Annotated in this window: 19 protein-coding genes; 11 read left to right on the top strand and 8 right to left on the bottom strand. The window is 57.2% G+C overall.

Annotated elements, in window-relative coordinates; all coding sequences use genetic code 11:
* Window positions 1-53 precede the first annotated feature (53 nt).
* Complete coding sequence (locus RBB44_RS22895; RefSeq protein ID WP_306150325.1) at window positions 54-2,162, top strand: PQQ-dependent dehydrogenase, methanol/ethanol family; 2,109 nt, start codon at window positions 54-56, stop codon at window positions 2,160-2,162.
* A 94-nt stretch (window positions 2,163-2,256) separates the two neighbouring features.
* Here the strand turns inward: RBB44_RS22895 and RBB44_RS22890 are convergent, their stop codons facing one another.
* From RBB44_RS22890 to RBB44_RS22880, 3 genes are all read right to left on the bottom strand, one after another.
* Window positions 2,257-4,611: a mechanosensitive ion channel domain-containing protein gene (locus tag RBB44_RS22890; RefSeq protein WP_306150324.1), complete on the bottom strand. Its 2,355-nt coding sequence runs from the start codon at window positions 4,609-4,611 to the stop codon at window positions 2,257-2,259.
* A gap of 198 nt (window positions 4,612-4,809) precedes the next feature.
* Complete coding sequence (locus RBB44_RS22885) at window positions 4,810-5,895, bottom strand: DUF2336 domain-containing protein (protein WP_306150323.1); 1,086 nt, start codon at window positions 5,893-5,895, stop codon at window positions 4,810-4,812.
* 779 nt (window positions 5,896-6,674) lie between these two features.
* Window positions 6,675-10,196, bottom strand: a complete 3,522-nt coding sequence (locus RBB44_RS22880; RefSeq protein WP_306150322.1) for an indolepyruvate ferredoxin oxidoreductase family protein — start codon at window positions 10,194-10,196, stop codon at window positions 6,675-6,677.
* Between the two features lie 145 nt (window positions 10,197-10,341).
* Here RBB44_RS22880 and RBB44_RS22875 point away from each other — a divergent pair, with 145 nt between their 5' ends.
* Complete coding sequence (locus tag RBB44_RS22875; RefSeq protein ID WP_008196258.1) at window positions 10,342-10,821, top strand: Lrp/AsnC family transcriptional regulator; 480 nt, start codon at window positions 10,342-10,344, stop codon at window positions 10,819-10,821.
* 112 nt (window positions 10,822-10,933) lie between these two features.
* Complete coding sequence (locus tag RBB44_RS22870; RefSeq protein WP_306150321.1) at window positions 10,934-11,698, top strand: ABC transporter substrate-binding protein; 765 nt, start codon at window positions 10,934-10,936, stop codon at window positions 11,696-11,698.
* Window positions 11,699-11,708: 10 nt separating this feature from the next.
* On the opposite strand, the gene RBB44_RS22865 is transcribed toward RBB44_RS22870, so the two are convergent.
* Window positions 11,709-12,983 carry an FAD-binding oxidoreductase gene (locus RBB44_RS22865; protein ID WP_306150320.1) on the bottom strand — a complete coding sequence of 425 codons (1,275 nt, stop codon included), beginning with the start codon at window positions 12,981-12,983 and terminating at the stop codon, window positions 11,709-11,711.
* A 109-nt stretch (window positions 12,984-13,092) separates the two neighbouring features.
* Between RBB44_RS22865 and RBB44_RS22860 the strand changes: the two genes are divergently transcribed.
* From RBB44_RS22860 to RBB44_RS22845, 4 genes are all read left to right on the top strand, one after another.
* Window positions 13,093-14,067, top strand: a complete 975-nt coding sequence (locus tag RBB44_RS22860) for a sodium:proton symporter (protein ID WP_306150319.1) — start codon at window positions 13,093-13,095, stop codon at window positions 14,065-14,067.
* Between the two features lie 52 nt (window positions 14,068-14,119).
* A complete protein-coding gene (locus RBB44_RS22855) occupies window positions 14,120-14,857 on the top strand; it encodes a DUF2259 domain-containing protein (RefSeq protein ID WP_306150318.1) in 738 nt (245 codons plus the stop codon).
* A 113-nt stretch (window positions 14,858-14,970) separates the two neighbouring features.
* The gene (gene rpe / locus RBB44_RS22850; protein WP_133953008.1) at window positions 14,971-15,642 is read left to right on the top strand and encodes a ribulose-phosphate 3-epimerase; all 672 of its coding nucleotides are present in this window, start codon (window positions 14,971-14,973) and stop codon (window positions 15,640-15,642) included.
* A 93-nt stretch (window positions 15,643-15,735) separates the two neighbouring features.
* Window positions 15,736-17,355 (top strand): APC family permease, encoded by a 1,620-nt coding sequence (locus tag RBB44_RS22845; RefSeq protein WP_306150373.1) that lies wholly within the window; start codon window positions 15,736-15,738, stop codon window positions 17,353-17,355.
* 20 nt (window positions 17,356-17,375) lie between these two features.
* On the opposite strand, the gene RBB44_RS22840 is transcribed toward RBB44_RS22845, so the two are convergent.
* Together RBB44_RS22840 and RBB44_RS22835 are read right to left on the bottom strand one after the other, a co-directional pair.
* Window positions 17,376-19,001 carry a hypothetical protein gene (locus tag RBB44_RS22840; RefSeq protein ID WP_306150317.1) on the bottom strand — a complete coding sequence of 542 codons (1,626 nt, stop codon included), beginning with the start codon at window positions 18,999-19,001 and terminating at the stop codon, window positions 17,376-17,378.
* A gap of 89 nt (window positions 19,002-19,090) precedes the next feature.
* Window positions 19,091-19,573, bottom strand: coding sequence for an NUDIX hydrolase (locus tag RBB44_RS22835; RefSeq protein WP_306150316.1), 483 nt, complete (start codon window positions 19,571-19,573; stop codon window positions 19,091-19,093).
* Window positions 19,574-19,726: 153 nt separating this feature from the next.
* On the opposite strand from RBB44_RS22835, the gene purB reads away from it, so the two are divergent.
* On the top strand, window positions 19,727-21,055 hold the full coding sequence (gene purB, locus RBB44_RS22830; protein ID WP_306150315.1) for an adenylosuccinate lyase: 1,329 nt from the start codon (window positions 19,727-19,729) through the stop codon (window positions 21,053-21,055).
* 137 nt (window positions 21,056-21,192) lie between these two features.
* Window positions 21,193-21,942, top strand: a complete 750-nt coding sequence (locus tag RBB44_RS22825) for a metallophosphoesterase (RefSeq protein ID WP_306150314.1) — start codon at window positions 21,193-21,195, stop codon at window positions 21,940-21,942.
* Window positions 21,943-21,946: 4 nt separating this feature from the next.
* Here the strand turns inward: RBB44_RS22825 and galE are convergent, their stop codons facing one another.
* Complete coding sequence (galE, locus tag RBB44_RS22820; RefSeq protein ID WP_306150313.1) at window positions 21,947-22,978, bottom strand: UDP-glucose 4-epimerase GalE; 1,032 nt, start codon at window positions 22,976-22,978, stop codon at window positions 21,947-21,949.
* A 95-nt stretch (window positions 22,979-23,073) separates the two neighbouring features.
* Entirely contained in the window at window positions 23,074-23,919 is an 846-nt protein-coding gene (gene cysQ, locus RBB44_RS22815; RefSeq protein ID WP_306150312.1) for a 3'(2'),5'-bisphosphate nucleotidase CysQ, read from the bottom strand.
* Window positions 23,920-24,270: 351 nt separating this feature from the next.
* Between cysQ and hypA the strand changes: the two genes are divergently transcribed.
* Window positions 24,271-24,612, top strand: a complete 342-nt coding sequence (gene hypA, locus RBB44_RS22810; protein ID WP_306150311.1) for a hydrogenase maturation nickel metallochaperone HypA — start codon at window positions 24,271-24,273, stop codon at window positions 24,610-24,612.
* Window positions 24,612-25,430: a hydrogenase nickel incorporation protein HypB gene (hypB, locus tag RBB44_RS22805; RefSeq protein WP_306150310.1), complete on the top strand. Its 819-nt coding sequence runs from the start codon at window positions 24,612-24,614 to the stop codon at window positions 25,428-25,430. Before hypA ends, hypB begins: the two co-directional genes overlap by 1 nt.
* Window positions 25,431-25,438: the final 8 nt, after the last annotated feature.

Here is a 25,438-nt window from a genome sequence, read left to right as displayed (position 1 = left end):
GGACGGTGCCCTGCGCGGGGCAAACAATAAATTCGTGAGGGAGGAAACAATTCATGAAACGCTTTATTGGCGGGGCACTGGCACTTCTTGTCAGCCCCCATCTGGCGGCGGCTGAGCCAATTACGGCTGACGCCATTCGCGCGGCTACCGGCGGCATCAACACGGCAACGATCATCGAAAACGACGCGTCAGATCAAAACTGGCTCAATTACGGCCTGAATTACGCCGAAACACGATACTCTCAACTCGACACAATAACGGCCGACAATGTCGGTGAGCTTGGGTTGGCCTGGTCCTACAATCTGGAGTCCCGCCGCGGTGTTCAGGCGACACCGATCGTGGCTGATGGTGTCATGTATGTCACCGCATCCTGGTCCGTTGTTCATGCGCTGGACGCCATCACGGGAGAAAAGCTCTGGGTGTATGATCCAGAGGTGCCCGGCGAATATGCCGCCAAGGGTTGCTGCGACGTCGTCAACCGGGGCGTTGCCATCTATGAAGGCAAGGTCTTCGTTGGATCCTATGACGGTTATCTGCATGCCCTGGATGCTGTCACCGGCGAGCTACTCTGGAAGATCGACACCATTGAAAACCGGGATATGTCCTACACCGTGACCGGGGCGCCACGGGTCGTCAACGGCAAGGTCATCATCGGCAATGGTGGCGCCGAGTTTGGCGTGCGCGGCTACATCTCAGCCTATGATACAGAGACCGGAGACACCGTCTGGCGCTGGTATACGGTGCCTGGCGACCCGGCCAAGCCTTATGAAAATGACGCCATGAAAATGGCGGCGGAAACCTGGGATCCGTCAGCCAAATACTGGGAAGCTGGCGGCGGCGGCACGGTTTGGGACGCCATGGCCTATGATCCGGAGCTGAACCTTCTTTACATCGGAACCGGCAACGGCTCTCCCTGGAACCAGCATTTGCGCTCACCCGCCGGCGGCGACAACCTGTTTCTCGCCTCCATCGTCGCGCTCAATCCGGACACCGGTGACTATGTCTGGCACTACCAGAATACACCGGGGGATACTTGGGACTACACATCTACGCAGCACATCATTCTTGCCGATCTCGAGATCGACGGCGATAAGCGCCAAGTGCTGATGCAGGCCCCGAAGAACGGCTTCTTCTATGTGATTGACCGCACCAACGGCGAATTCATTTCAGCAGAACCATTCGTTGAGACGACTTGGGCCAAGGCCTATGACGCCGATGGCAGGCCTATCGAAAACCCGGATGCCCGCTCAAAAGACAAGCCGTTCGAACCGGTTCCATCCGCTTACGGTGCGCATAACTGGCATCCCATGAGCTTTAATCCGGATACCGGGCTTGTGTATATTCCGGCCCAAGGTGTGCCGCTGGTGCAGTCGACCGATCCGAGTTGGGAGCTCAATTCGCATAAGCCCATGTCGACCATGTCAGGAGTAGGCTGGAACCTTGGCTACCTCTTCAACGTGGTGGCGCCACAAGCAACGCCCTTCGGACACCTACTGGCTTGGGACCCGGTGAACCAGCGGGAGGCCTGGCGCGCGGAATATGTCTCGCCCTGGAATGGCGGCACCCTAACCACGGCCGGAAATCTAGTGTTTCAGGGAACCGCTGACGGCCGGTTCATTGCCTACAATGCCACGAACGGAGAGACGCTCTGGCAGGTTCCCATGACATCCGGCGTCATTGCCGCCCCCATGACCTGGGAACACGAGGGCGAACAATACGTTACGATTGCAGCCGGCTGGGGCGGGGTTTATGGCCTCATGCAGCGGGCAACCGAAAAGGTCGGGCCGGGCCGGGTCTTTACTTTCCGGATTGGCGCCACCGAGGAGATTCCAACAGCGGAACTGTCGACACGCACCGAACTCGTCTCCGGCGTTCCTTATGACCCGGAACAGGTCACGGCAGGGCTGGCGACCTATGTCTCCAACTGTCTTTTTTGTCACGGTGTGCCGGGGGTCAACAATGGCGGTGCAGTACCAAACCTTGGCTACTCGGAACCGGAAGTCCTAACCAACGCGGACGCCTGGGTCCTGCAAGGTGCCGGACTGCACAACGGCATGCCGCGCTTTGATGCCCATTTGACCGATGGCGACGTTCAAAACGTGCTGGCGTTTATCCAGGGCACAGCCGACTCTCTAAGGGCGGCGGCAAGCAAGGCGCAGTAAGGTTTCGGTGCAATGGCCGAGAGGCCTTGCCAGAAATGAAAAAGGCTCTGCGGATATCTCCGCAGAGCCTTTTTCTATAAGAGCTTATCCACCGTCAGATCGGGTCATCCTGACCGCTGTCTCCATTGGCTTCTTCGTCGAGCATTCCCGACATGGCCGCGGCACCTGCAGCAGCCTTGGCCGCTTCCGGTGATATTTTGCCGTTGGCACCATCGTCCTCATCATCTCCGGCGCCGGCAACGCGGACCGTAACCTGGCGATGGGCAAACCTGATGCCGTTTTCTTCGAAGAGATCGCGCAGGCCTGCGTAGATCACCTTCCGCAACTCGAACTGCTTGCCGGGTTTTGCGGTGAACTTCACCCGGGCGATCATGGCTGAATCTTCCATGGACATGATGCCCTGGGATTTCAGCGGCGCGAGGAACATCGGTCCATAGTACTCATCCTCAAGAAGCCGTTGGCCAAACTTCTTGATGATCTTGCGCATCTTTTCGACATCCGTGTCATAGGTGACCCGGAAGGCGAGCTTCATGATGGCCCAGTCGCGCGAGAAGTTTTCCACCTGCTGGATTTCGCCAAACGGAATGGTGGTAAGCGCACCGCGATGGTGGCGCAGCTGCATCGAGCGGATCGAGATTTTCTCGACAGTCCCCTTGGCGCTGCCAATGTCGATGTATTCGCCTTTCCGGAAAGCATCATCGATCAGGTAGAAGGCACCGGAAAAGATATCCCGAATGAGAGTCTGCGCGCCAAAACCGACCGCCAAACCGACAACACCGGCACCGGCGAAGAGCGGCGCAATATTGACACCCAGCTCAGCCAGAACAACCATGGCCGCAATCACCACGATGGTGATCAGCAAGAAGTTCCGGAAGATCGGCAGCAGGGTCGAAATCCGGCTTTCACCGGCCCCGCCAATTTCAGCTTCTTCGTCTTTCTCCGCTGGAGATTCCTTGGCGATCTGCCGGTCGATCAGGATCTTGACCGCCTCATACGCCATGTATCCAAGGAACATAACCAGCAGGACCTCAATGAAGGATCCAATGATCGACCCTTCCCCGGCCATGCCGACACCCCAAAGAGACGTCAACAGGTCCAGTCCGCCGAAGACCACTAGGATCGCAGCGCCGCGATCCAACAGTGCACGGAACGGGGACCGATCGGCTTCGCGGTCAGCAGCTTCAGCATGTGCTTGGGCCAGCGTGCTTTCCGGGTCCTGCTCAGCACCCTCGCTCTCTTCCGCCCGCTGAATGTCTTCCGCAATCTTCGCTTCGGCTTTGGCGGTATCAAGACGCGGCAACAACACACGGTCGATCAGAAGGATAAGCAGCCCATAAGCAACGGCTGCCACCAGCAAAACCTGGATCGGAGCCCCCACAAGTCCTGTCGCGGACGGCAAGTCCAAAAGGATCCGAAGAGCAGAAATTCCCCAGGCAATCACAAAGTAGATAACGGCGATGAGATGCCAAACAGCGGCGAGCACCCGGCGCCACATCGGGGCTTGGTCACCTGCACCTCCGCGGATCAAGCGCGCTATCACCGCTCGATACGCCACGGCAATGACGCACAGGATAACCATTGACAGACCAGACGCTGCAATGAGCGCCAGTTTGTGAATGTCCTGCGGCAGACCAAGACGCTCCATCCAGAGGCAGAACGCGATCGCTCCTATTGATATGCCACTGCCGACCAGCAAGAAGCGGTAGAGACCCTTCGCTTCCCTGTTGCTCAGCGCGACCAACCGATGGCTTTCCGCATCCGGGGCCAGCAGGTTCATCCATATGATCCGCAGTGCCATGAAGGCGGCGCTCATACTGAAGGCGACGAGGGCGGTTTCATTGGCAGCTTCCAGACCAGTGCCAATCAGGAGATAAACAACCGTCGCCACGGCAAAATAGAGGACCACCCCGGCGATCATCAAAATCGCCCGCAAATACAGATAGATGATCTTGTCGGAACGGGTGTAGACGTCGGGTTTATACATTCCCGCGAACTGCCGCCGACCCCAACGCGCCAGCAACGTCGAGGCCGCAAGACCGAAGAGAACCGCGATCACGACATCGATCAGCGCGGATGATATCCAGCCCAGTCCTTGGTCTTCGCCTTGCGAGCGAAGCGTATCGACCATCGCAGCGCGAATATTCGGGATCTTCTGAACGATTGATTTTAAAGTGTCGCGGGCACGGACGGCTTCATCCGCAAACTCGTCCATAGACTCCATCATCGCGCCGCCGCCCTCTTCGGCGCTGACACCGCCTCCCTCAGAGGCAGGTTCTGTGTGTTTTGCGGTTGTCTCCGCAGCCTTTTCCTTCGAACCGCCACTTACCGCCGATAATAAGCTCGCGGGGCCTTGGGCATGGGCATAATCCGAACCGGCGCTTAAACTCACAAACAGCAAGCTCAGGACCGCAATTGCGAGGACCGGAACGCGGCCGAAAAAAGCGCGCATCGCCGGAGGCAGCTTATGTTGCTGTAGTTGATGGACGGATCTGCGCATACCCCTTGGCCCCGCTCTTTGCAGAATCTGTTTCGCCCTGTAAAGCACGGTTCCGCTAAGGAAAAAAGACATCTCGCACGATAGTTGCGGACGAAAAAAAGCCCGGCACAGAGGCCGGGCTTGATGTCTTGCACAATCTGCCTGGTCAAATCACTTCAGAACGTTGTAGCTCCAATGGGCGATCTTGCGCTTGGCTTCTGCAACAGTCATGCGCTCATAAAGGTTCATCGCGTTGCTGCGAGTCTCAGGCGTCAGGCGATGACGCCATGGGCCGATGCTCAACAATGCCCCGACGGTGATCGACGAAAAGCCGGAGGCTTTTGCGAGAATGACAAACGGCTCCGGGTCCGGACGCACCATCCAGTGGCTGGCTTCCTCAACGCCGCACCGAACCAACCACGCGAAGGTGGCGACGGCTTCGGCGAACCTGTCTTCGGACGCGAACCGGCGCAAAGCGGCTTCATTCACCATGCCCTTTTTCGCCAAAAGAAGAATGCGGCTACGAGCTGTTTCAAAATCGTACCGGCCCAACCAGTACTGATTGGACATGCGCCGCGCGGCAATATCGGCAGCCTCATTCAATTGCGCGGTTTCATCGGAACGGCCGGATGTCTGCAATTTCTTGCGGACTTCGTCGCTCGCGATGGAAATCAGGCTGGCAATCTGCGCTTCGGCGAGATCCGGCCGGTCGCTCAAGCTGAGCTGAAGCGTTGCGTCGGCAGCGGAATCGGAGATGAGGATCTCGATGGCAGACCCTGACAGGCTTGCGCCTTCGTTGCTGGCAATCTTCCGCTTGACCTTCAGATCACCGCGCCGGACAAGGATCTCGCTGACGTCCGCGGAGAGCACTTCACGTTGTGCAATTGCGTAGCGATGATCATTGCCTTGCTCTTCTGCAATTGACACCAGATCAGCATCGCGCAGGACGGTTGAGCGCACGAGGATCGGTTCGGACACCTCGATCACATCACTTGCAAGACGCCGGATGGTCTCTTCCGGACCGCGGCGTAAGGTGCTCATCTGCTCGGCGACAAAACGGCGGACTTCAGATTCCACCATATCCACCAAGCGTAGCAGCACGGAGTCGTAAATATCGACCTGTTCGTCAGAGCATCTGTCGGATGTCAACGCAAAGAGCGTTGCCACATGGCGGGCCAATTCTGCCCGGCGGGCGCTTGCTGCTTCCCCGGTCAGCTCCGAGAAGTTCACCAGTTCTGTTTTCAACGCTTCACTCATTTTCATTACCAGATTGAATCTTACGCCGGTCTTCGGCTCTGGCCACAAAATGAATTGGAGATTTAAAGAAGACAGAAACAGGTATTTGGAGAATGTAATCGTGTTTTTATAAATTTTACGAAGAACTCTAACTAGATTTGCCAGTTACTCTACATTCCATTGTTTTTTATGAATTTATCGGATCTGGCATCCCGTTTCAGCGCTCTCTGAAGGTCAAAAATTCGAGTATTAATTTTTGTTAGCTGGGCGCATTTTTGTCTTGGCCAAGCCTCGTTTTCACGCCGAATGCCCCAATTCTTTAACCGGAGTATTAATTCGCGTTGCCCTGATGGGCAGGTCCGAAAGCGGCGTTGCATATAATGAAAATCACGTGCCCAAGCCGCTTCCTTAGCTTCGATAGATATGCCGTTTTTTTCTTGCGTCAGCCTAGGCCGTGTGGACGAATTGGAGACGTATTTCGTGAGACAAGTGCCAAGATATGACGGCGACGGTCCTGCAGAGCGTATCGATATACGGTCAAAGGACCGGCGGTGCCAGATCGCAGGCACTTGTCTCACCCTTTGGGCCATGTTTGCATTGCTCAATTCCAGCGCAAATCCGTCTTGATGATGCACAAGCATCACCTTGACCGGATTTCCTCGATCTTGAACGATGCAAATCCCGGCGAAATGCATCCCCAATTCGTCCACACAGCCTAGCGCTGTGCGCTGCCATGTCTTCAAACGAAAAACCGGCGCAGAAGCTGCGCCGGCCTGAGTTTTCAATAAGAATACCGCGCGTTATTCGGCGGCTTGGAGGAAGTCGCCGCTTTGATGATCGCCATCATTGCCGCCGTCTTTGCGGGTATTGAGTTGTTCAAGGACAACACGGCGTTTGTCCACGGCCTTTTCCAGGTTCGCTTCCTTGACCGGGCCAAACCCGCGGACCAGATCCGGCACCCGTGCCAGCTCTACGAGGAGACCGTAATTGCCGTTCGGCAAACGGGTGATGATCTCCGCAATGTCCTTTTCGTACTGACCTATTAGGGCCCGTTCCGCACGGCGCTCCGCGGTCCGGCCGAATGGGTCGTACCATTTGCCGCGCATGCCTTTGAACCCGGCAAGGAGTTTGAACGCGGTAAAGATCCACGGTCCGAATGCCATCTTCTCCGGGCGTCCGGTTTTCGGGTCTTTCCGGTGAGCCAGCATCGGCGGGGCCAGATAGACCTTTAGCTTCTTCGGATCTTCGAACCGCTGCGCGATCTTTTCCTTCAAAGCCGGATCGGAATAAAGGCGGCCGACTTCATACTCGTCTTTGTAAGCCATCACTTTATAGAGCAGATCAGCAACGGTTCTGGAGAGGCGCATTTGCCCCGGGCCATGAGCTTCGTCCGCTGCCTTCACTTTTTCAACGAGATCCCGGTAACGGGCCGCATAGGCTTCGTCCTGATACCGGACGAGCTCGTCGGCATTGAATGCAATTTTTTCATCCAATGTGAACGTGCGCGGCTTTTCGCTCGCTGGCAAAGCCTTCAACAACAGTTCAGCGTCGGTAGCCAGAACACGGCCGGCGCGGAATGCCTTGATGTTGCCGGCCACTGCCGCCCCGTTCAGCTGCAAGGCTGTTTCAATGGCATCGCCGGAAACCGGCAGGGCGCCCGATTGATAGGCCATGCCCACGAGCAGCATGTTGGCAAAGATCGCATCGCCGAGCAGCTTTTCAGCAATTCCGGCCGCATCCATCGCGAGATATGTTCCGGATGCCGCCTTCAAGGCCGCGTCCATCTTCTTCTCATCGAAAGACAGGGTTTGCTTCAGGACAAACTCTGCAGTCGGGGCAACCTTGGTGTTTGCCACTGTCACGGTCTGGCCACGGTGGGCGAGTGCCAGTTGTTCCGCATTCGTGGCAACGACCATGTCACTTGCGATCAAAAGATCGAGGCTTGCGGCCGGAACCCGGGGACCTTCAATGGCGCGGTCAATGGATGCGAAGCGAACATGCGAGGTCACCGGCCCGCCCTTTTGCGCCAGTCCCGTCATGTCCAGGGTCGAGGCTTGCTTGCCATCGATATGCGCCGCCATTGCTAGAACAGCACTGATTGTGGTGACGCCCATGCCGCCAATGCCGGCAACCAACGCGTTCTGCGTCCGATCCAGCGCTGGCAGAACCGGTTCCGGCAGCTGTTCGACCAGAGCATCGATATCCACGTCAGCCTTTTTCGGCTTTTTGAGCGCCGCACCGTCGATCTCGACGAACGACGGACAGAAACCCTTGATGCAGGAAAAGTCCTTGTTGCAGCTGGACTGGTTGATGACCCGCTTTTCGCCAAACGGCGTTGCCAGCGGTTCAACCGAAAGGCAGTTGGACTGGACCGAGCAGTCACCGCAGCCTTCGCAGACGCGATCGTTGATAAACAGGCGCTGATCCGGATCCGGGAACAGCCCGCGCTTCCGGCGGCGCCGTTTCTCGGCTGCACAGGTTTGGTCGTAAACGATTACGGAAACGCCGTTGAAGGTCTGCAGCTCCTTCTGGACATCCATCAACTCGTCGCGATGATAGACCTTGGTTCCGGCTGCAATCGGTGTCCACGATCCGTAGGCATCCGGATTTTCGGAGACCACCGCAATGCGTTCTACGCCTTCAGCTTCCAGCTGACGGGTAATCTGCGGAACACTCAACTGTCCATCATGCTTCTGACCACCGGTCATGGCCACGGCATCGTTGTAAAGGATCTTGTAGGTGATCGGCACCTTGGCCGCGAGCGCCTGACGGATCGCAAGGATACCGGAGTGGAAATATGTTCCATCGCCGACGTTTGCGAACACATGGCTGTCGCCCGAGAACGGCTGCTGACCAACCCAAAGGACGCCCTCTCCGCCCATCTGGATCTGGCCTTCCGTGGTCCGGCCTGCCATTTCGGTCATGGCGTGGCAGCCGATACCCGGCATAGACCGGGAGCCTTCCGGCGTCTTGGTCGAGGTTGAATGCGGACAGCCGGAACAGAAGTAAGGCACCCGGGAGGCGCGTTCCGCATGGCCCTGCGCCCACATGGCCTGTTTGGTCATGCGCCCAGCAACGGCCTGCATTTCTTCGGTGACAGCATCTGCCGGCAGCCACTTCATCAAACCCTCGATGAGTTCAGCGACAGAGATCTCAAGAACATCCGACAGGAACGGCGATCCGTCTGGCCGGCGTTTGCCCCAAATCTCAGGACGGCTCATGTCCGGCCAGTGATAGGAGATTTCCTTGATCTGTGGTTCCATGAAGGCCCGCTTGTGCTCCACGACCAACAGTTTCTCTGCGCCGCGGGCAAAATCCCGCAGGCCAAGCGGTTCCATCGGCCAGGTCATTGCGACCTTATAGATGCCGAGGCCCAGCGCTTTGGCCTTGTCTTCGGTCACACCCATGAGATCGAGCGCCTGAAGCAGGTCCCGATAGGCTTTGCCGGAAGAAACAATGCCGAGTTTCGGATTTTGCCGGGCACCGAAGGTCACACGATCCAGGCCGTTTGTGCGAACATAGGCTTGGGCTGCAGGGATCCGGAGCTCACGCACCAAGCGCTCTGTTTCCAACCGGTTGCCGAGCAGCAGATCGCGGTTTTGATGATAATCCTTGCGCGGATCACCCTCCAGAGGGCGAACCATCCGCAGACGGTTTGGCGATACATTGATGGTGGCGGACGCATCCATTGTGTCGGCCACACAGATCAACGCCGTCCACAAACTGGAAAAGCGGGACATCTCAAGCCCGTGCAGACCGTAGTCGAGAACGTCCTGAATATCCGCCGGGTTCAGAACCGGCATTTCGGCATGCTCGAAGAAGAATTCGCTCTGCGCAGGCAGGATGGAGGACTTGGCAAGGTGATCGTCACCGGCCAAAGCCAGAACACCGCCGTTGCGGTCCGTGCCAGATGCGTTCCCCTGACGTAGCGCGTCGCCAGCCCGGTCAACACCTGGGGCCTTGCCGTACCAGATGCCAAAGACGCCGTCATATTCTGTGGGCCGTCCGACACCGCCCTCACCGCGCAGTTTTTGGCTTCCCCAAACTGCGGTCGCCCCAAGTTCCTCGTTCACGCCAGGCTTGAAAACAACTTCAAGGCTCTTCAGGTGCCGGTGGGCGCGCTCCAACTCAGTGTCATATCCAGCCAGCGGCGACCCGCGGTATCCGGAAATGAAACCACCGGTTTTAAGACCTGCCTGCCGGTCCAGGCGCGCGCGGTCCAGAGCCAATCTGACCAGCGCCTGAATGCCTGTCAGATACACACGACCGTCCGTCGCGGTGTATTTGTCTTCAAGGCTGATATCGGACACAAGCACATCCATTCGGTATTCTCCTCCTACGCCCCCGGGGCGGCCCTCTGCGGCGAACTTCCATTTCCGATTAATATCGTCCTTTTCAGCAGCGATTTCTGTGCTATCGTCACTGCAATTCGTCACTAGGCAGCATAAAATTTCCGAAAATGACCCAATGACCGAAAAGAATCTTCTGGACCCGTCCGACATCCGTGTTTTGCGCGTTTTGCAAAGGGATGCCTCCCTTTCAATCGCAGAAGTCGCCAAAGAGGCCGGCATGAGCCAGACCCCTTGCTGGCGCCGCATCAAGCGGTTGAAGGAACAAGGCATCATCAAGCAAATTACCGCGATTATAGACCGCGAAGCTGTGGGCCTTGGCTTTGTCGCCTATTCCTTCGTCAAGCTTGCCGTTCCCAGTCGCGAAAACATGGAAACGTTCGACAAGCTCGTCCATCATTGGCCGGAAGTCGTTATTTGCGAACGTATCACAGGTGCTGTCGATTACCTCATCAAGGTGGTAACCGATGACATCAAGACTTATGACGACTTCCTGCGTCTGAAGCTTCTCGATAATACATTGGTATCTGACGTTCAGTCACGTATCGTTGTCAACACGGTAAAGGATACCGCCGCACTGCCTCTTCGCGAGAATTGAGACGCGCTGTACATTGCCTCCTCTCCAAAATTCACTGTTTGTTTGGCTATTGCATGGAACAGTGAATCCTCCCGTGTGTTTGTCAGGCAGTGACTTGGGAAGGTTTTTAGGCGTGCTTCGGAAAATCGGTCTGTTTTGCATATGCTGTCTTTTGGCTGCGATGTGGCAAACATCGGCGACAGCACGCCCTCTCATCATTGCCGCCAATCCTCAAGCCCCCTTCAAATACGAGGCGGACGGACAAGTCCGCGGCATCGACATCGAAGTCATGGATGAGGTCCTGCGCGAACTCGCGATAGACTATGAAGTGCTGCTTATTGAATCCGACCAGCGCCTGCAGGTCGAAGCCAAAGCTGGTCGGATCGATGTGCTGCTATTGTATTCGCAAAACGAAGACCGCCGCACCTTTCTGGACTATCCAAGCGAAAGCTACATCGATCTGGACTGGAATTTCTTCATCAGGGCGGAAGATCGCGGCAAGTTCACGTTTTCGAAGTTCGATGACCTGCGCTCAATGACGATCGGTGCAACGCATGGAATTTCCTACACCCCGGAATTCTGGGACGCGGGCCTCCAGCTGCAACTTGTCTCAGAGAATTCCCTGCAGATCGACAAGCTGCTCGCAGGCAGGATCGACGCGGTTCCGATGAACACCATCTCAACACTGCACCAGGCTCATATCGGCGGCTATCGCAACAAGATCGATTTTCTTCCAAAGCCAATGAAGTCGAAAGCCTATTACAACGTCTTCTCCAAAGCCTCCACGCACCCGGATATGGACAAGTTAAAGACCGACTACGACCGGATTATCCGCCGCATGAAAGACGACGGATCGATCGACCAAATCAAGGCGACCTATATCGGGCCTTCCAGCTAAATCCGGGTTGTCATATCTTTTGTGTCTGAAACCGGTTAGGCGAGACGCCCGTTACATCCTCACCAAGAGGTTTGTTGGCAATCATATCGGCCATGATCTGGCCGGAGACCGGTCCGAGCGTAAAACCATCATGGCCATGGGCGAAATTGAGCCACAACCCTTTTACAGACGGCGACGGTCCGATGACCGGAAGAGAATCCGGCACACAGGGCCGGCTTCCCACCCATGGTTCATCGTGAAGCGCGCGTCCGAGAGAAAAGATCTCTTCTGCCCTGCGCCGGACTTGTTTGATGATCTGCAGGTTCGGCGGTGCGTCGCGTCCTGCCAGCTCCACTCCCGTCGTCAGCCGGATGCCGGAGTCGGTGGGAGTTAATGCAAACCCGTTGTCAATGTCCACCACGGGGCGCGACAGGGACGCCCCGGAGAGCGGCCTATAATGCATGTGGTAGCCGCGCTTGACGGCCAGCGGATACTGCTCGCCAAGTTTCTTCAGGACATCCATGGACCAGGCGCCGAGGCAAACGACGGCATTGCGGGCGAACACGGGCCCACGTTCTCCCTCGAGGCTCCACCCGCCTCTCTGGCGGATCAGCTTTTTGGCGTCCGCGCGAAAATACTGGCCACCGTTTTGGATGTATCCCCGCCAGAATGCATCGACGACAGCAGCCGGGTTGGAGACCGACCAGCTTTCTGTCCAATGCACGGCCTTGATGCCTGAAAGCTTCAACCCAGGCTCCAGAACACTGGCTTCTGCGCCATCCATTTCCTTGTAATCAACGCCGTAGATCCGGGCGTAGTACCGGGACATATCATCTGCATCAAAACTGGCTGGCGTTCGGTACAGGTGCAGCCAACCACCCTTCCGGTAAAACCGGCCGGCATTTGACTGCTCGGCAAGATCAAGATGCGCTTTGACCGCCTGTTGGCGCAACGGCATGATGGCCCGGCAATACGTCTCTGCCGCCTCGCCGTAGCTTGCCCGCACGTACTGCCGGATCCACGGGAGCATCTTCGCCAAGGTAAGCGGTCTGTACGAAAATGGTCCGCCAAGATTGAAGGATGACTTTAGGAACGCCACCGGGTTTTTCGGTAGACCTTGCGGGACGAATCCATTGTGCTGGACGACGCCTGCATTGCCTGCAGAAGCTTCGCCGCCCGGATGCTTCCGATCGATCAAAGCGACATCCAAGCCAAGGCGGCGCAAATGCGCTGCGGTCGAAACACCGACAATTCCGGCTCCCAGAACCATCACATCAAATGTCTGCATCTGTTTCGAAGTTGTCATGGCCCACAGTCCGACGGCAGGACGCCATCGTGATTGGCAAGTCCGGTCAAGTTCCCTTAAAAGAACCGCAAGTCCCTGCCCACACGCGATTTTCAGGAGTTGATTTTAAATGATTCGGATGCTCGCGGTAGCTGTGGCATGGATCGGCCAGCATGGAACGGCCGCTTTGGCTGTGAGTATCTTCATCGGCATGGCGCTACCAGCCCTATCGGAACATCTGCGACCCTATCTCGGTGTTTCCGTCTTCAGCCTGCTTGTGCTGGCTTTCTTGAGGGTGGATATCGAAGCCATCAAACTGCGTTTGAAACGACCGACACTTCTCCTCACCGCACTCGTTTGGATGATGCTCGGTGTGCCGTTGATTGCTTTTGCGGCGGTTAAGTTGATTGGACCGGAAACGCTTGGACCTGAACTTGTGCTGGCCTTGTTTATCTCCACGGCCGCCCCGCCGGTTATGGCCGCGCCGGCCTTTATCTATCTCCTGGGCCTGAATGGAACGCTCAGCCTTGCGCTTTCCGTTGCGGCCCTGATCATTACGCCGCTTTCGGCACCTTTCATCGGCGAGTTGATGTTGGGGGACGCCTTGCCGCTGAGTATCGGTGGCTTGGCTGCGCAACTGTCATTTCTGCTTGTTGGGTCGTTTCTTACTGCAATGGTGATCCGCCGGATTGCCGGACAGGAACGAATTGCAAACGGTGCAAATATGATCAGCGGCTTGAATGTTCTCTTGCTTTTGATCTTTGCGATTGCTGCGATGGATGGCGTTGCGGCGAGTTTCGCGGACAAACCTGGCTTTACCCTCGGCTTGACCGCGATCACTTTCTGCCTCGCCTTTGCACAGATCGGTGTGACCCTGCTCCTGTTTTCGCCCGCAAGCCGAGAAGATGCCTATGCCATTGCGCACACTTGCGGCACGCGCAACATGGGGCTGATGGTTGCCGCCTTTGGCGGAACACTACCAGAGCTCACGTGGCTTTGGTTCGCAGTCGGACAATTCCCGATCTATATTTTGCCGATGGTCCTGAAACCGTTTGTCGGATGGTTTTGCGGACTAAAGCTCAAAACTGTGACGCCGCAGACCTGACAGACCTAAAACCCGGCGATACTCTCTTGAACAAATCGAAGGGAGACCGGTCATGCGTTTCTGCAAACTGCTCGTTGCTTATCTTGCGTTCATAACAGGCTCGATGTCGGCAGCCATTGCTGGCGATCAGGCCCGTTTGGACATTCTCGGCTACTCTGAAGATGGCCGTTACTTTGCCTTTGAGCAGTCAGGAATTCAGGACGGCTCCGGTTTTCCCTATTCAGAAATATTCGTGATCGATGTCCATGAGGACAAATGGGTGAGCCCGTCTCCGTTTCGCCGCCGCGATGAAATCGACGACAGCGACGGCTACAATCCTGTGGCGCTCCTGAAGGCTGCCCGGGCCGCCAACAGGGCCGCTGCAGACCCGCTTCTCAATTCCCTCGGTATTGACGGCCACGGACTGACAGTCGGCAGCAATCCGATCACGGAAATCTCCGCCAATCCTTTCAACATGAAGGTCAATCTGCGCCCAGTCGTCCCCCCAATCGATGAGCCGATGGAGATCCAATTGATGGAATTTCCCCTGCCCGACGACACGTGTGCCAGCTATGGCGCGGCCACCAAGGGGTTCCAGCTCAACACGATCTATGGCGGAGAAGCGCGCGTCCGGCATCTGGACAAAAGCCTCCCGAAAAGCCGCGGGTGCCCGATCGGCTACCGTATAGACACGGTCGTCAGCTATTTCCCGGAAGACAAGCCACCTGTCATCACGGTGATCGTTCACATGGCAACCCACGGCTTTGAAGGGCCTGACGGCCGGTTTCTCGCCATCTCCGGACGGCTGTGAACAGTTTAACCGATTAGGAGCGAGCTCTTTGACTTGCCGGTCTGCCGGACACGTGGTAGCGCGGCGCCAACAGTCTATGACCGGCGTTGCCGCCGCCCGCAGGAGATCCGTAAATGCCGCGCGAGATTATTATTGCACCGTCCGTCCTTGCCTCTGACTTTTCCAAGCTCGGCCAGGAAGTCCGCGATGTTGTCGAGGCGGGAGCAGACTGGATCCACCTTGATGTGATGGACGGCCATTTCGTTCCCAACATCACTTTCGGCCCGGATGTCATTGCCAAGATGCGCCCGCACACAGACAAGGTGTTCGACACGCATTTGATGATTGAACCTTGCGATCCGTACCTGGAAGCCTTTGCCAAAGCCGGGTCGGACATCATCACCGTGCACGCAGAAGCAACCACCCACCTTGACCGGTCGCTGCAGGCCATTCGCGCGCTCGGCAAAAAGGCCGGTGTGTCGCTGAACCCGGCAACGCCGGAAAGCGTTTTGGAGTACGTGCTCGACCGGCTCGACCTCATCCTTGTGATGACGGTGAACCCGGGCTTCGGCGGTCAGAAGTTCATTGAGGCAATGGTGGAAAAGACAGCCCGGATCAAACAAATGATCGGTGACCGGCCAATCGATCTGGAGATCGATGGCGGTGTCACGCCCGAGACCGCTCCGCTGGTTGCAGCAGCAGGTGCCAACGTCCTCGTTGCCGGATCCGCCGTTTTCAAGGGCGGTACAGTCGACGCCTACAAGTCCAACATCGATGCAATCCGGACTGCGGCTGCGAACGCCTAACAGAAGCAAAAACTCTTCGCCAAACACCTTTTGATCCGGCTGTCCCTTCGGCTAAGCTGAAGTGCAAAGTCTGGGGGGTGTCGTTTGGCACATATGCAACGCAACATTGGCCTGCTTGGCCTCACGTTTGTCGCGATCAGCGGCATTCTTGGGTCAGGCTGGCTGTTTGTTCCGATGATCGCCGCGCAATCTGCCGGTCCGGCCTCGCTGATTGCCTGGTTGATCGGCGGCGTTGCCATGCTGTTGATTGCGATCACATTTGCGGAAATCTCAACAATTCTGCCGGTCGCTGGCGGCATCGGGCGGGTGCCTCAGTTTTCTCATGGAACAGTCGTCTCGATGGCCATGGGATGGACCGCTTGGGTTGGTTACAACACGGCAGCCACCATCGAGGTCGAGGCCATCCTTCGGTATTCCAAGACGTTGGCCCCCTGGCTCTATTTGAACGACAACGAGCTTAGCACCGGAGGGCTCGCAGTCGCTCTGGTGCTCCTGGCCGTTTTCACCGTGATCAACGCATTTGGCGTCAAGCTCTTTGCCCGGATCAACACGGCATTGACCTGGCTGAAAATCCTCGTGCCGGTTCTCCTGGCGGTCGTGATCATCAGTCTCAGCTTCAAACCGTCCAACTTCACGAACCATGGCGGCTTTGCACCGGAGGGTTTGAAGGGCATCCTCGCCGCCATCTCTTCCGGCGGCGTGATTTTCTCGCTCCTTGGCTTCCGGCATGTCATCGACTTGGCCGGTGAGGCAAAAAATCCGAAGGTCAATATCCCGCTCGCCCTGATCCTGAGCCTTTTGATCTGCTTGTTTGTCTATGGCGGACTACAGATTGCCTTCCTTGGCGCATTGGATGCAGCTCAGTTGCAAAATGGCTGGTCAGGACTTCATTTCGGCGGCGACCTCGGCCCACTCGCGGCACTGGCCACAGCCGTTGGCGCACTTTGGGTCGTCAGCCTGCTGGACACCACAGCCAGGATTTCCAGTTTCGCCTCCGGCCTCGTTTCGGTGGGCTCCAACGCCCGGCTGGGACTTGCTATGGCTCAGAACGGGCTGTTCCCGAAATTCATGGAAACGTTGTCGGACAAGGGCGTGCCGCTGTTTTCGTTGCTCGTCAATTTTGCGGTCGCAGCGCTCTTTTTCTTTGCGCTCCCCTTCGACGAGGTGCTTGCACTAAACACCTCGACCATCGTTCTGTCTTTCATTGTCGGACCGATCGCTGTGGTCGCCTTGAGAAAGCTGCTTCCTGATGCGCCCCGTGCCTTCACCTTGCCTGCCGCGCCAGTTCTTGGCTGTCTGGCCTTTGTCGTTGCAACGCTGATCATCTACTGGACCGGCTGGCATACCATGCTTCATTTGGGGCTCAGCCTTGCGGCAGGATTTGTGCTTCTGATGATCCGCGGATATCAAATCGGTTACGCCAACCTCGATTGGCGGGAGGCATCCTGGCTGGTGCCCTATCTCATCGGGATTGTTGTATTTTCTTATCTGGGTTCCTTTGGGGGCGGATCTGGAATTTTGCCGCTCGGCCCGGACATTCTTCTGATCGCAGGGTTCGCAACGGTGATCTATATCGGAGCCATTCACCTGAGACTGCCGCAAGAAAAATTCGCCCGCTACATGGCGCAGGAGAAGATCGAAGAGTTGGCTGAATACGGCACCCTGGAAGACGACATCTATGAAGGGCCGTTTCGAAAAACAGGACGCGAATGACTGCATTCCGCGAGAGAGACCTAGGGTTTTGGTCTCCCGGACAAAGCGGCAGTGAGCCGTGCATCCTCTAGATAGGGGTCATGGCCGAAGCGGATTGCGCCTTGATGCTGCAGCCAGACGGACTGGTGCGTTGCAACGGCCATCAGGCCCGACCGGGCGGGAAAGGTAATCGTATCCCCCCGTGCGAGCCGATTTTCGATTCCCTCGGCGGGAAACACCCTCGGCTCGATCACCTGCTCCAGCAACGCCAACCCATCGACAATTCCAAACGCATTGGCCGGAAGATAGGGGTTGCAGAACACACCGTCTTCCGGGGCAGAATCCAGATGGAACAACGCCAGTTTCTGTTCTTGCCGGAGCCGGAATGCGTAGCTTCCGAGAGGATTTTCGTCTGAAGCTGGCAGATAAAGATTGAACTCATCTTTGAAACGGTTGATGGCGCGCGGCGTTGCCTGTCCCCAAGGGAGCGAACTGAGCGGCACATCCGCCCCTCTCCGTCTCAAATAGTACCCAACACCCTCAACCTCCGCCGGATCGTCCTTCAACCGCGGCAGCAATTCATTTCCAAGAAACTCCAGCGGAACCTGCCAGGTTGGATGAAAGGTCACAGCTTCAATGGCTGTCGCCGTATTCGCGTGGTTTCGGTCCGGGCAGTTGGCAAAAGCCTGACCTTCCATCACCACACGCCCCGACTCAGAGAATACAAACTGGTTCTCGCCCTTGTTGATGAACAGCTTGACCCGGGAATACTCCGGCGGGATCCAGCGAATGCGCTCCATGGCGTTGCTGACCTGTTCGATCCGGCGCTCAATGGGAATGTTCAGCGCGCGGACAAGCCGGGGTGTCACCTCGCTGGAAACAGGAAGAACGTATCTGTGTTTGGATTGGGCGACCGCAAATGCAAGCCGCTTGTCGAAAAGCTCTCCACCTGTACTTTCGCCGACAAGACCGTCTTCGAACATCCGGCGCCGCAGATCAGGCACCTGATCACTCTGTGTGCCCGGCGACAGCGTTTCTTTAATATCCAAATATGTAAAACCGCCGTCATCCCTAACTGAGTACAGCCGCTCAAGGTGGGTCTTCAGCAAGCGATAGGTATCGTCCTGCGGTTCCCAAATCGACACGAAATCCGGCAGTTGGGGCGCGGCCGCGAGCCGCTTCAAGGCATCTGTCCCGTTGATTGTGTGGACGGGCATGTAGGCGTCAGGATAGAGCACCCGAGGCGTTACCCGGCCAGCCCGGAGGTCATTGGCAAAGTCAAGAAAATGGCCTGTGAACAGGAGCTCAATCCATGCAATCTCTGAAGGGTTGAGGCCTTCGTCAACGGACTTGAGTTCGGCTTCCAGATAGGCACGCGGATAGTCTTCCGGACGAATACCGTGGAGATGCGCATTTCTAAGGAGATCCAAGAAGGCCGCGGCCCTGTCCGTTCCAAGCCATAAGAGAGACGCATCTTCAGACCCGTAATAAGCGCTGATTTCCCGTCGGCGTTTTTCAACGATGAGAGACAAGCGTTCCGGCGTGTTCAAAACCCGCTGAACATCTTCCAATCCCCCGTTCGCCAACGTTGGGCCGGAAATCACACTCATCCAAACAATGAAAACCGCCAAGAAACCGATTGGCAGACCTGCGCTCCGTGTAAGCACCAAAACCGGCCTCCCTTTCCGTCTCCGCGTACACCTTCCTCACAGTATTTCTGGCGGACACACAAAGAATCAAGCGATCGCGCGTCGTTTTAGCTGTATCGGCGGCTGACAGCCGAGCCGGCGACAGGTTGGGTGAGCCGCTCCATCAAGCCTTCCGGGTAGAGTTCGATCTGTTTGGCCTTCAATTCTGCAACCGACATCCATCTGGCAATACACTCGGTTTCGTCATGCTCCAGAAAAGGGATGGCATCTTGCCGGTAGAAGCGCCCATCTGAAAAATGCGCGTGGCACAAGAAAACGATCTCATGGCCGGTTTGGCCGTAGTGTTCGTAGATGTTTTCAAGGACAAAGTGGTCAGTGCCCAGAGATATCCGCGCACCGAGTTCTTCCAAAAACTCCCGCTGCAACGTATCGCGCCAAGCTTCACCGAATTCAACAGTTCCGCCCAAGGGGCGCATGCCCTTTACATTGCCATGATCGTCATAGATCTCGGTCAGGAGCAGAGCGTCATCTTGCCAGATGAGCGCCAGGGCTTTGACAGTGATGAAATTGGCGGGTCGCCAGATGGTCATGAAGGCCTCCGACACCAGAAATGGTTGAGTTGCGCGATAATCAGTCATATTCCCCGGCCCGCTGCAAGCAAAAACGGCGGCTTTCCATTGAAGGGCCGGGCGCGCTCTGCTATCCCGCAGCCAACACTTCCCAAGACGAGGACTGAACCTGCGATGATCCCGCGCTATTCCCGCCAAGACATGGTCGATATCTGGTCTCCGGAGTCGAAATTCCGCATCTGGTTCGAGATCGAGGCGCATGCCTGCGATGCGTTGGCGGAGCTCGGCGTGATCCCGGAAGACGCTGCCAAGACGATCTGGGAAAAAGGCGGAAGCGCCACCTTCGACATCGACCGCATCGACGAGATCGAGCGGGAGACAAAGCATGACGTCATTGCCTTCCTGACCCATCTTGCAGAGATCGTCGGACCAGATGCCCGCTTCGTGCACCAAGGCATGACCTCGTCCGATGTTCTGGACACCTGCTTCAACATCCAGCTGGTCAAGGCAACCGATCTTCTTTTGAAGGACATGGACGAGCTGCTGGCGGCCATCAAGCGCCGGGCATTTGAGCACAAAGACACGGTCACCATCGGCCGGTCGCACGGCATCCACGCCGAACCGGTCACTTTCGGCCTGAAAATGGCTCAAGCTTATGCGGAGTTCGACCGCTGCAAGGCGCGCCTTCTGAATGCACGCGAAGAAATCGCCACCGGCGCGATCTCGGGCGCTGTCGGCACCTTCGCCAATATCGATCCGCGCGTGGAAGAACACGTTGCCAAGTCCCTCGGCCTGAAACCGGAACCGGTTTCCACCCAGGTGATCCCGCGGGACCGGCACGCCATGTATTTCGCAACACTCGGGGTTATCGCGTCCTCCATCGAGCGCCTTGCCACCGAAATCCGCCACCTGCAGCGCACGGAAGTCCTGGAAGCGGAGGAGTTCTTCTCCAAAGGCCAGAAAGGCTCCTCGGCCATGCCGCACAAGCGGAATCCGGTGCTGACGGAAAACCTGACCGGTCTGGCCCGGCTGGTGCGCATGTCGGCGGTTCCAGCGATGGAAAACGTTGCGCTGTGGCATGAGCGAGACATTTCCCATTCCTCCGTCGAGCGCATGATCGGCCCGGACACGACCGTGACCCTTGATTTTGCCCTCGCCCGCCTGACCGGCGTTGTCGACAAGCTGGTGGTCTATCCGGAGCGCATGGTCGGCAACATGGACCGCCTTGGCGGCTTGGTGCACTCCCAGCGCATCCTGCTCGCGCTGACCCAGGCCGGCTCGTCCCGCGAAGATGCCTACCGCCTGGTTCAGCGCAATGCCATGAAGGTCTGGGACAGCTACCAGGTTTCGGGCGATGCGAAGGTCGATTTCCTCACCGAGCTTTTGAACGATGACGATGTCCGCAAGTATCTCTCAGAGGACGAAATCCGCGACCGTTTCGATCTTGGCTATCACACCAAGAACGTCGACGTGATTTTTGAGCGGGTGTTCGGGGAGAGCTGACCGCACGACCCTGTGCCGCCCCTGCGTAGGCAGGGGCTCGGGACCTTCAAACGGCTGTCAGGGCTCCTGCATATCTTTCCGGGTTACTGGATCCCTGCCTCCGCAGGGATGGCAGAATGTAAATGAGGCAATCATTCATGAAAATTGCGGTTGTTTCGGACATTCACGGCAATGTACTGGCACTGGAAGCGGTGCTGGCGGATCTTACCGGCGAAGCTCCTGATGTCGTCGTCAATCTTGGCGATTGCGTCTCTGGTCCTCTGTGGCCGGAGGAGACGGCTGCGATCCTGCGGGACAGCAAGTGGCCAACGGTGCGCGGCAATCATGATCGGATCGTCCTTGAAAATCCGATTGAAAAGATGGGCCCCACGGACGCCTTTACAGCCGAACGGCTGTCCCGCCAGAGCCGTGACTGGCTGAAGACCTCTGAACCGACCATCCGGTTGAGTGATGACGTTTTCCTTTGCCATGGCACTCCGGACAATGACGACCGGTATTTGACCGAAAAGGTGGAGGGCCCCAAAGGCCATCTGCCGGATGAAGAAACGCTGATTGCTGAGCTCAAGGGCGAAACATCCCCGATCATTTGCTGCGGTCACACGCATATTCCGCGGGTCATTCATCTTCATGAGACGAGGCAGACGATCCTCAACCCCGGCAGCGTCGGCTTGCCGTCTTATGAAGATGATCACCCGAACCGCCACACAATGGAAGTTGGCAGCCCGCACGCGCGGTATGCGCTGATGACCAAAGGTGCATCCGGATGGAGTTTTCAGGAAAAGATCCTGCCTTACGACTGGGAAGCTGCGGCACTAGAAGCGGAAAAGAACAAGCGCCCAGGCTGGGGGCGCTCATTGCGCTGTGGCTTTTACGGGCCTTTGTCGTAGGGTTTTAATCGCTCGACGCGCCATAGCCCTTCGGGTTTTTGCAGGCCCAGTTCCAGGTGTCGGAGCACATGTCCTCAAGGCCGCGTTCAGCGGTCCAGTTGAGCTTGTCCGCCGCTTTGTTTGTGTCGGCATAAACCTCGGCGACGTCCCCGGGACGCCTCGGAGCGATTGTATAAGGGATCGCCTGGTTTGACGCCCGTTCAAAGGCTTTCACCATCTCCAGAACGCTGTAGCCGGTTCCGGTCCCCAGATTGACGGTAAAGCTGTTGTCCGTGTCTGTGAGCGAAGACAGGGCCTCATAGGCGCGCAGGTGCCCTTCCACCAGATCGACCACGTGGATGTAATCGCGGACACCGGTGCCATCGCGAGTGTCATAGTCGTTGCCAAAGACCGAGAGTTTGTCGCGTCGACCGCTGGCGACTTGCGAGACAAACGGCATCAGGTTGTTCGGAATCCCTTGCGGGTCTTCACCGATCAGGCCGCTTTTGTGAGCGCCGACCGGATTGAAATAGCGCAAGATGCCGAAGCGCCATTGCGGGTCACTCGCAGAGACATCGCCCAGAATTTCCTCAATCATCAGCTTTGTGCGGCCATAAGGGTTGGTGGCGCTGAGCGGATGATCTTCCGTCAAGGGCAAGAACTTAGGCTCGCCATAAACTGTGGCCGAAGAGGAGAAAATGAGCTGGCGCACATTGCACGCCTCCATCGCGGCCAAGAGCTCGAGGGATCCGGTGATGTTGTTGGCATAATAGCTGAGCGGAACCTTTGTGGACTCACCAACCGCTTTCAACCCGGCAAAGTGAATAACGCCTGTGCAGTTGTACGTCCTCAATACTCGTTCAAGCGTGGCACGGTTTCGGATGTCGCCCTCTTCATGGGCAACTTCCTTGCCCGTAATCGCGGTAATCCGTTTGAGGCTTTCCGGGCTGGAGTTAGAAAAGTTGTCGAGCACGACGACATCGTGACCTGCTTCCAGGAAGGTCACGCAGCAGTGGGATCCGATGTAGCCTGCGCCACCGGTGATCAGGATCGTCATGTCACTGTTGCCTTTCCCGCGTGCCGAACGCCTATAATGCCAACGACATATTTGCTGATAAGACCTTCACGTTTCCTTACGCGCCCCAACGCCCATCATGGCAAGAGCGCCAGATCGCTCACCGCGATGAAATGCGGATTGCGCAGATCGTCTTTAGTCGCGCCCTCGGCAAGCCTGTAAACGAAGTCCCCACCGGTTTCTGCAAGCACCACATGGCCGCCAGCGGCCCGGACCACCGCATCGCCGGCCGCAATGTCCCACTGCATGGTCGGTGCCATGCGCGGATAGAGATCCGCCCGTCCCGCAGCAACCCAGCACAGCTTCAACGACGAGCCGACACAGACCTTCTCGGCAACATTCAGCTTTGCGATCAGCGCTTCGGTTTCTTCAGACAAATGCGAGCGGCTTGCCAGAACACTCAAGCCCGCTTCCGGCGGCTTTCGAACAGAGATTTTTCCAACATCAACGATTTCACCACCTGAAACCTGCCCCTGAAAGGCACCCTGCGCTTCGCCACCCGGCAAGGCGCCTCCCCAGTAGATCTCTTTCAGCGCGGGCGCATAAACCACGCCAAAAAGTGGCGTTCCCTCATAGATCAGCGCGATATTGACCGTGAACTCACCGTTGCGCTTTACGAATTCCTTGGTGCCATCCAGAGGATCAACAAGGAAATACCGAGCACCGCCCTCCGGCAGCTGCCCGGCTTCGACGGATTCTTCGGCCACCACAGGCACATCCGGAAAGTGTTTTGCGAGGCCATTTAGGATGACGTCTTCTGCCGCCTGATCGGCGACGGTGACCGGCGAGCCATCCCCCTTGACCGATGCGCTGAAGTCTTCGGCATAGACCTTCAGGATCTCAGCCCCGGCAGCCACTGCCAAGTTCAAGAGTGATTCCACCTGGCCATCTGCCGTCCCGGTCATTTGCTTGAGTTCGCTCATCGTTGCGCCGTGTTGAGTGAAAGATGGCGCTCTTGTGGAACAGCTTTGTCTCCGGCGCAAGACCACAGATCCTCGCGACACGTTCTACGAGATCCACGCCTCGTTGCCCCCGCTAAGATCGTCCCGGACGCAGCAGAACGGAGAGCCGGGACGACAACATGGACGTCGCTTGAAAGCGCAGCTGTCTCAGGGCGTCGTGGCGCCATGAGGTGTGACTGCCGAGGTCACATTCGCGCCTGCTTATTTCAGCCATTTGATCCATGTCGTGGACCGCTTCCAAAGTGGGCTGGCAGACTGTCATAAATTGCAGTGCGGTTGGGATCAGCAATAGAGGGGCTTGAGGATCAATCGATGCACGAAATGTCGTTATGCGAAAACATACTCGGGATATTGCTAGACGAAGCGGCCAGCCAGAACTTCTCTAAGGTTGACCGAGTTTGCCTGGAAGTCGGCCCCCTGTCGGGAGTGGAGCCGGAGGCCTTGCGGTTCGGCTTTGACGTGGTGACCCGGGGCAGCCTTGCGGACGGTGCGCAGCTGGACATCTTCGAGCCGGAAGCGACCGCGACTTGCGCTGCGTGCGGCACGACTGCTGTCATTCAAGACCGTTTCGATCCCTGCCCGTCCTGCGGCTCGCATCTGCTCAAGATCAAGACCGGTGAAGAACTGCGGATCAAGGAACTGGAGGTCTCGTAATGTGTACGGTTTGCGGCTGCGGGAGCGGTGAAACCCGGATCGAAGAAGGCGCGAAACATTCACATGGGCATCATGCTCACCATCATAATGGCACGGGCGATGCCGGAGCCTCGGTCCCCGGAATGAGCCAATCCCGCCTGATCCAGCTGGAACAGGATATCCTGTCGAAGAACAACAGCTACGCGGACGCCAATCGCCGGTATTTTGCAGAGCACGGCATGTTCGCTCTAAACCTTGTCTCAAGCCCCGGCTCGGGCAAAACCTCGCTTCTGGTGGAGACGCTCAAAAGACTCGGCAAGACCCATGCCTGCTATGTGATCGAAGGCGACCAGCAAACCACCAATGATGCCGACCGGATCCGCGAGACCGGCGTCCCCGCCCTTCAGATCAACACCGGTAAGGGCTGTCACCTGGATGGTCACATGATCGGTCATGCGTTGGAACGGCTTGCCCCGAAAGACGGCGCATATGTCTTCATAGAAAACGTTGGAAACCTTGTCTGCCCGGCGGCGTTCGATCTTGGCGAGGCCCACAAGGTCGCTATCCTGTCGGTGACCGAGGGCGCGGACAAACCGCTGAAGTATCCGGACATGTTTGCCGCAGCTGACGTCATGCTCCTGAATAAGACGGACCTCCTGCCCTACGTCGATTTCGATGTCGAAATCGCCACGGCAAACGCTCGGAAAATCAATCCGGACATCAAGGTGCTCACTGTCTCCGCGCAGTCCGGAGACGGTCTTGAGGACTGGGTCGACTGGATCGGCACCGCCCGGGCTGAGCTGTTCGCCGGATGCTCCGCAACAGATGCTGCGGAATAGGAGCCGCC

The organism is Roseibium sp. MMSF_3247 (genome assembly GCF_030733765.1).
Lineage (GTDB): Bacteria > Pseudomonadota > Alphaproteobacteria > Rhizobiales > Stappiaceae > Roseibium.
This window is presented reverse-complemented; position numbering and strand designations above follow the sequence as displayed.

Excerpts from the sequence above, each read along its gene's own strand:
- RBB44_RS22895 (WP_306150325.1), top strand. The coding sequence starts at position 54 with ATGAAACGCTTTATTGGCGGGGCACTGGCACTTCTTGTCAGCCCCCAT.
- RBB44_RS22890 (WP_306150324.1), bottom strand. The coding sequence starts at position 4,611 with ATGCGCGCTTTTTTCGGCCGCGTTCCGGTCCTCGCAATTGCGGTCCTG.
- RBB44_RS22885 (WP_306150323.1), bottom strand. The coding sequence starts at position 5,895 with ATGAGTGAAGCGTTGAAAACAGAACTGGTGAACTTCTCGGAGCTGACC.
- RBB44_RS22880 (WP_306150322.1), bottom strand. The coding sequence starts at position 10,196 with ATGGATGTGCTTGTGTCCGATATCAGCCTTGAAGACAAATACACCGCG.
- RBB44_RS22875 (WP_008196258.1), top strand. The coding sequence starts at position 10,342 with ATGACCGAAAAGAATCTTCTGGACCCGTCCGACATCCGTGTTTTGCGC.
- RBB44_RS22865 (WP_306150320.1), bottom strand. The coding sequence starts at position 12,983 with ATGACAACTTCGAAACAGATGCAGACATTTGATGTGATGGTTCTGGGA.
- RBB44_RS22860 (WP_306150319.1), top strand. The coding sequence starts at position 13,093 with ATGATTCGGATGCTCGCGGTAGCTGTGGCATGGATCGGCCAGCATGGA.
- RBB44_RS22855 (WP_306150318.1), top strand. The coding sequence starts at position 14,120 with ATGCGTTTCTGCAAACTGCTCGTTGCTTATCTTGCGTTCATAACAGGC.
- rpe (WP_133953008.1), top strand. The coding sequence starts at position 14,971 with ATGCCGCGCGAGATTATTATTGCACCGTCCGTCCTTGCCTCTGACTTT.
- RBB44_RS22845 (WP_306150373.1), top strand. The coding sequence starts at position 15,736 with ATGCAACGCAACATTGGCCTGCTTGGCCTCACGTTTGTCGCGATCAGC.
- RBB44_RS22835 (WP_306150316.1), bottom strand. The coding sequence starts at position 19,573 with ATGACCATCTGGCGACCCGCCAATTTCATCACTGTCAAAGCCCTGGCG.
- purB (WP_306150315.1), top strand. The coding sequence starts at position 19,727 with ATGATCCCGCGCTATTCCCGCCAAGACATGGTCGATATCTGGTCTCCG.
- RBB44_RS22825 (WP_306150314.1), top strand. The coding sequence starts at position 21,193 with ATGAAAATTGCGGTTGTTTCGGACATTCACGGCAATGTACTGGCACTG.
- galE (WP_306150313.1), bottom strand. The coding sequence starts at position 22,978 with ATGACGATCCTGATCACCGGTGGCGCAGGCTACATCGGATCCCACTGC.
- cysQ (WP_306150312.1), bottom strand. The coding sequence starts at position 23,919 with ATGAGCGAACTCAAGCAAATGACCGGGACGGCAGATGGCCAGGTGGAA.
- hypA (WP_306150311.1), top strand. The coding sequence starts at position 24,271 with ATGCACGAAATGTCGTTATGCGAAAACATACTCGGGATATTGCTAGAC.
- hypB (WP_306150310.1), top strand. The coding sequence starts at position 24,612 with ATGTGTACGGTTTGCGGCTGCGGGAGCGGTGAAACCCGGATCGAAGAA.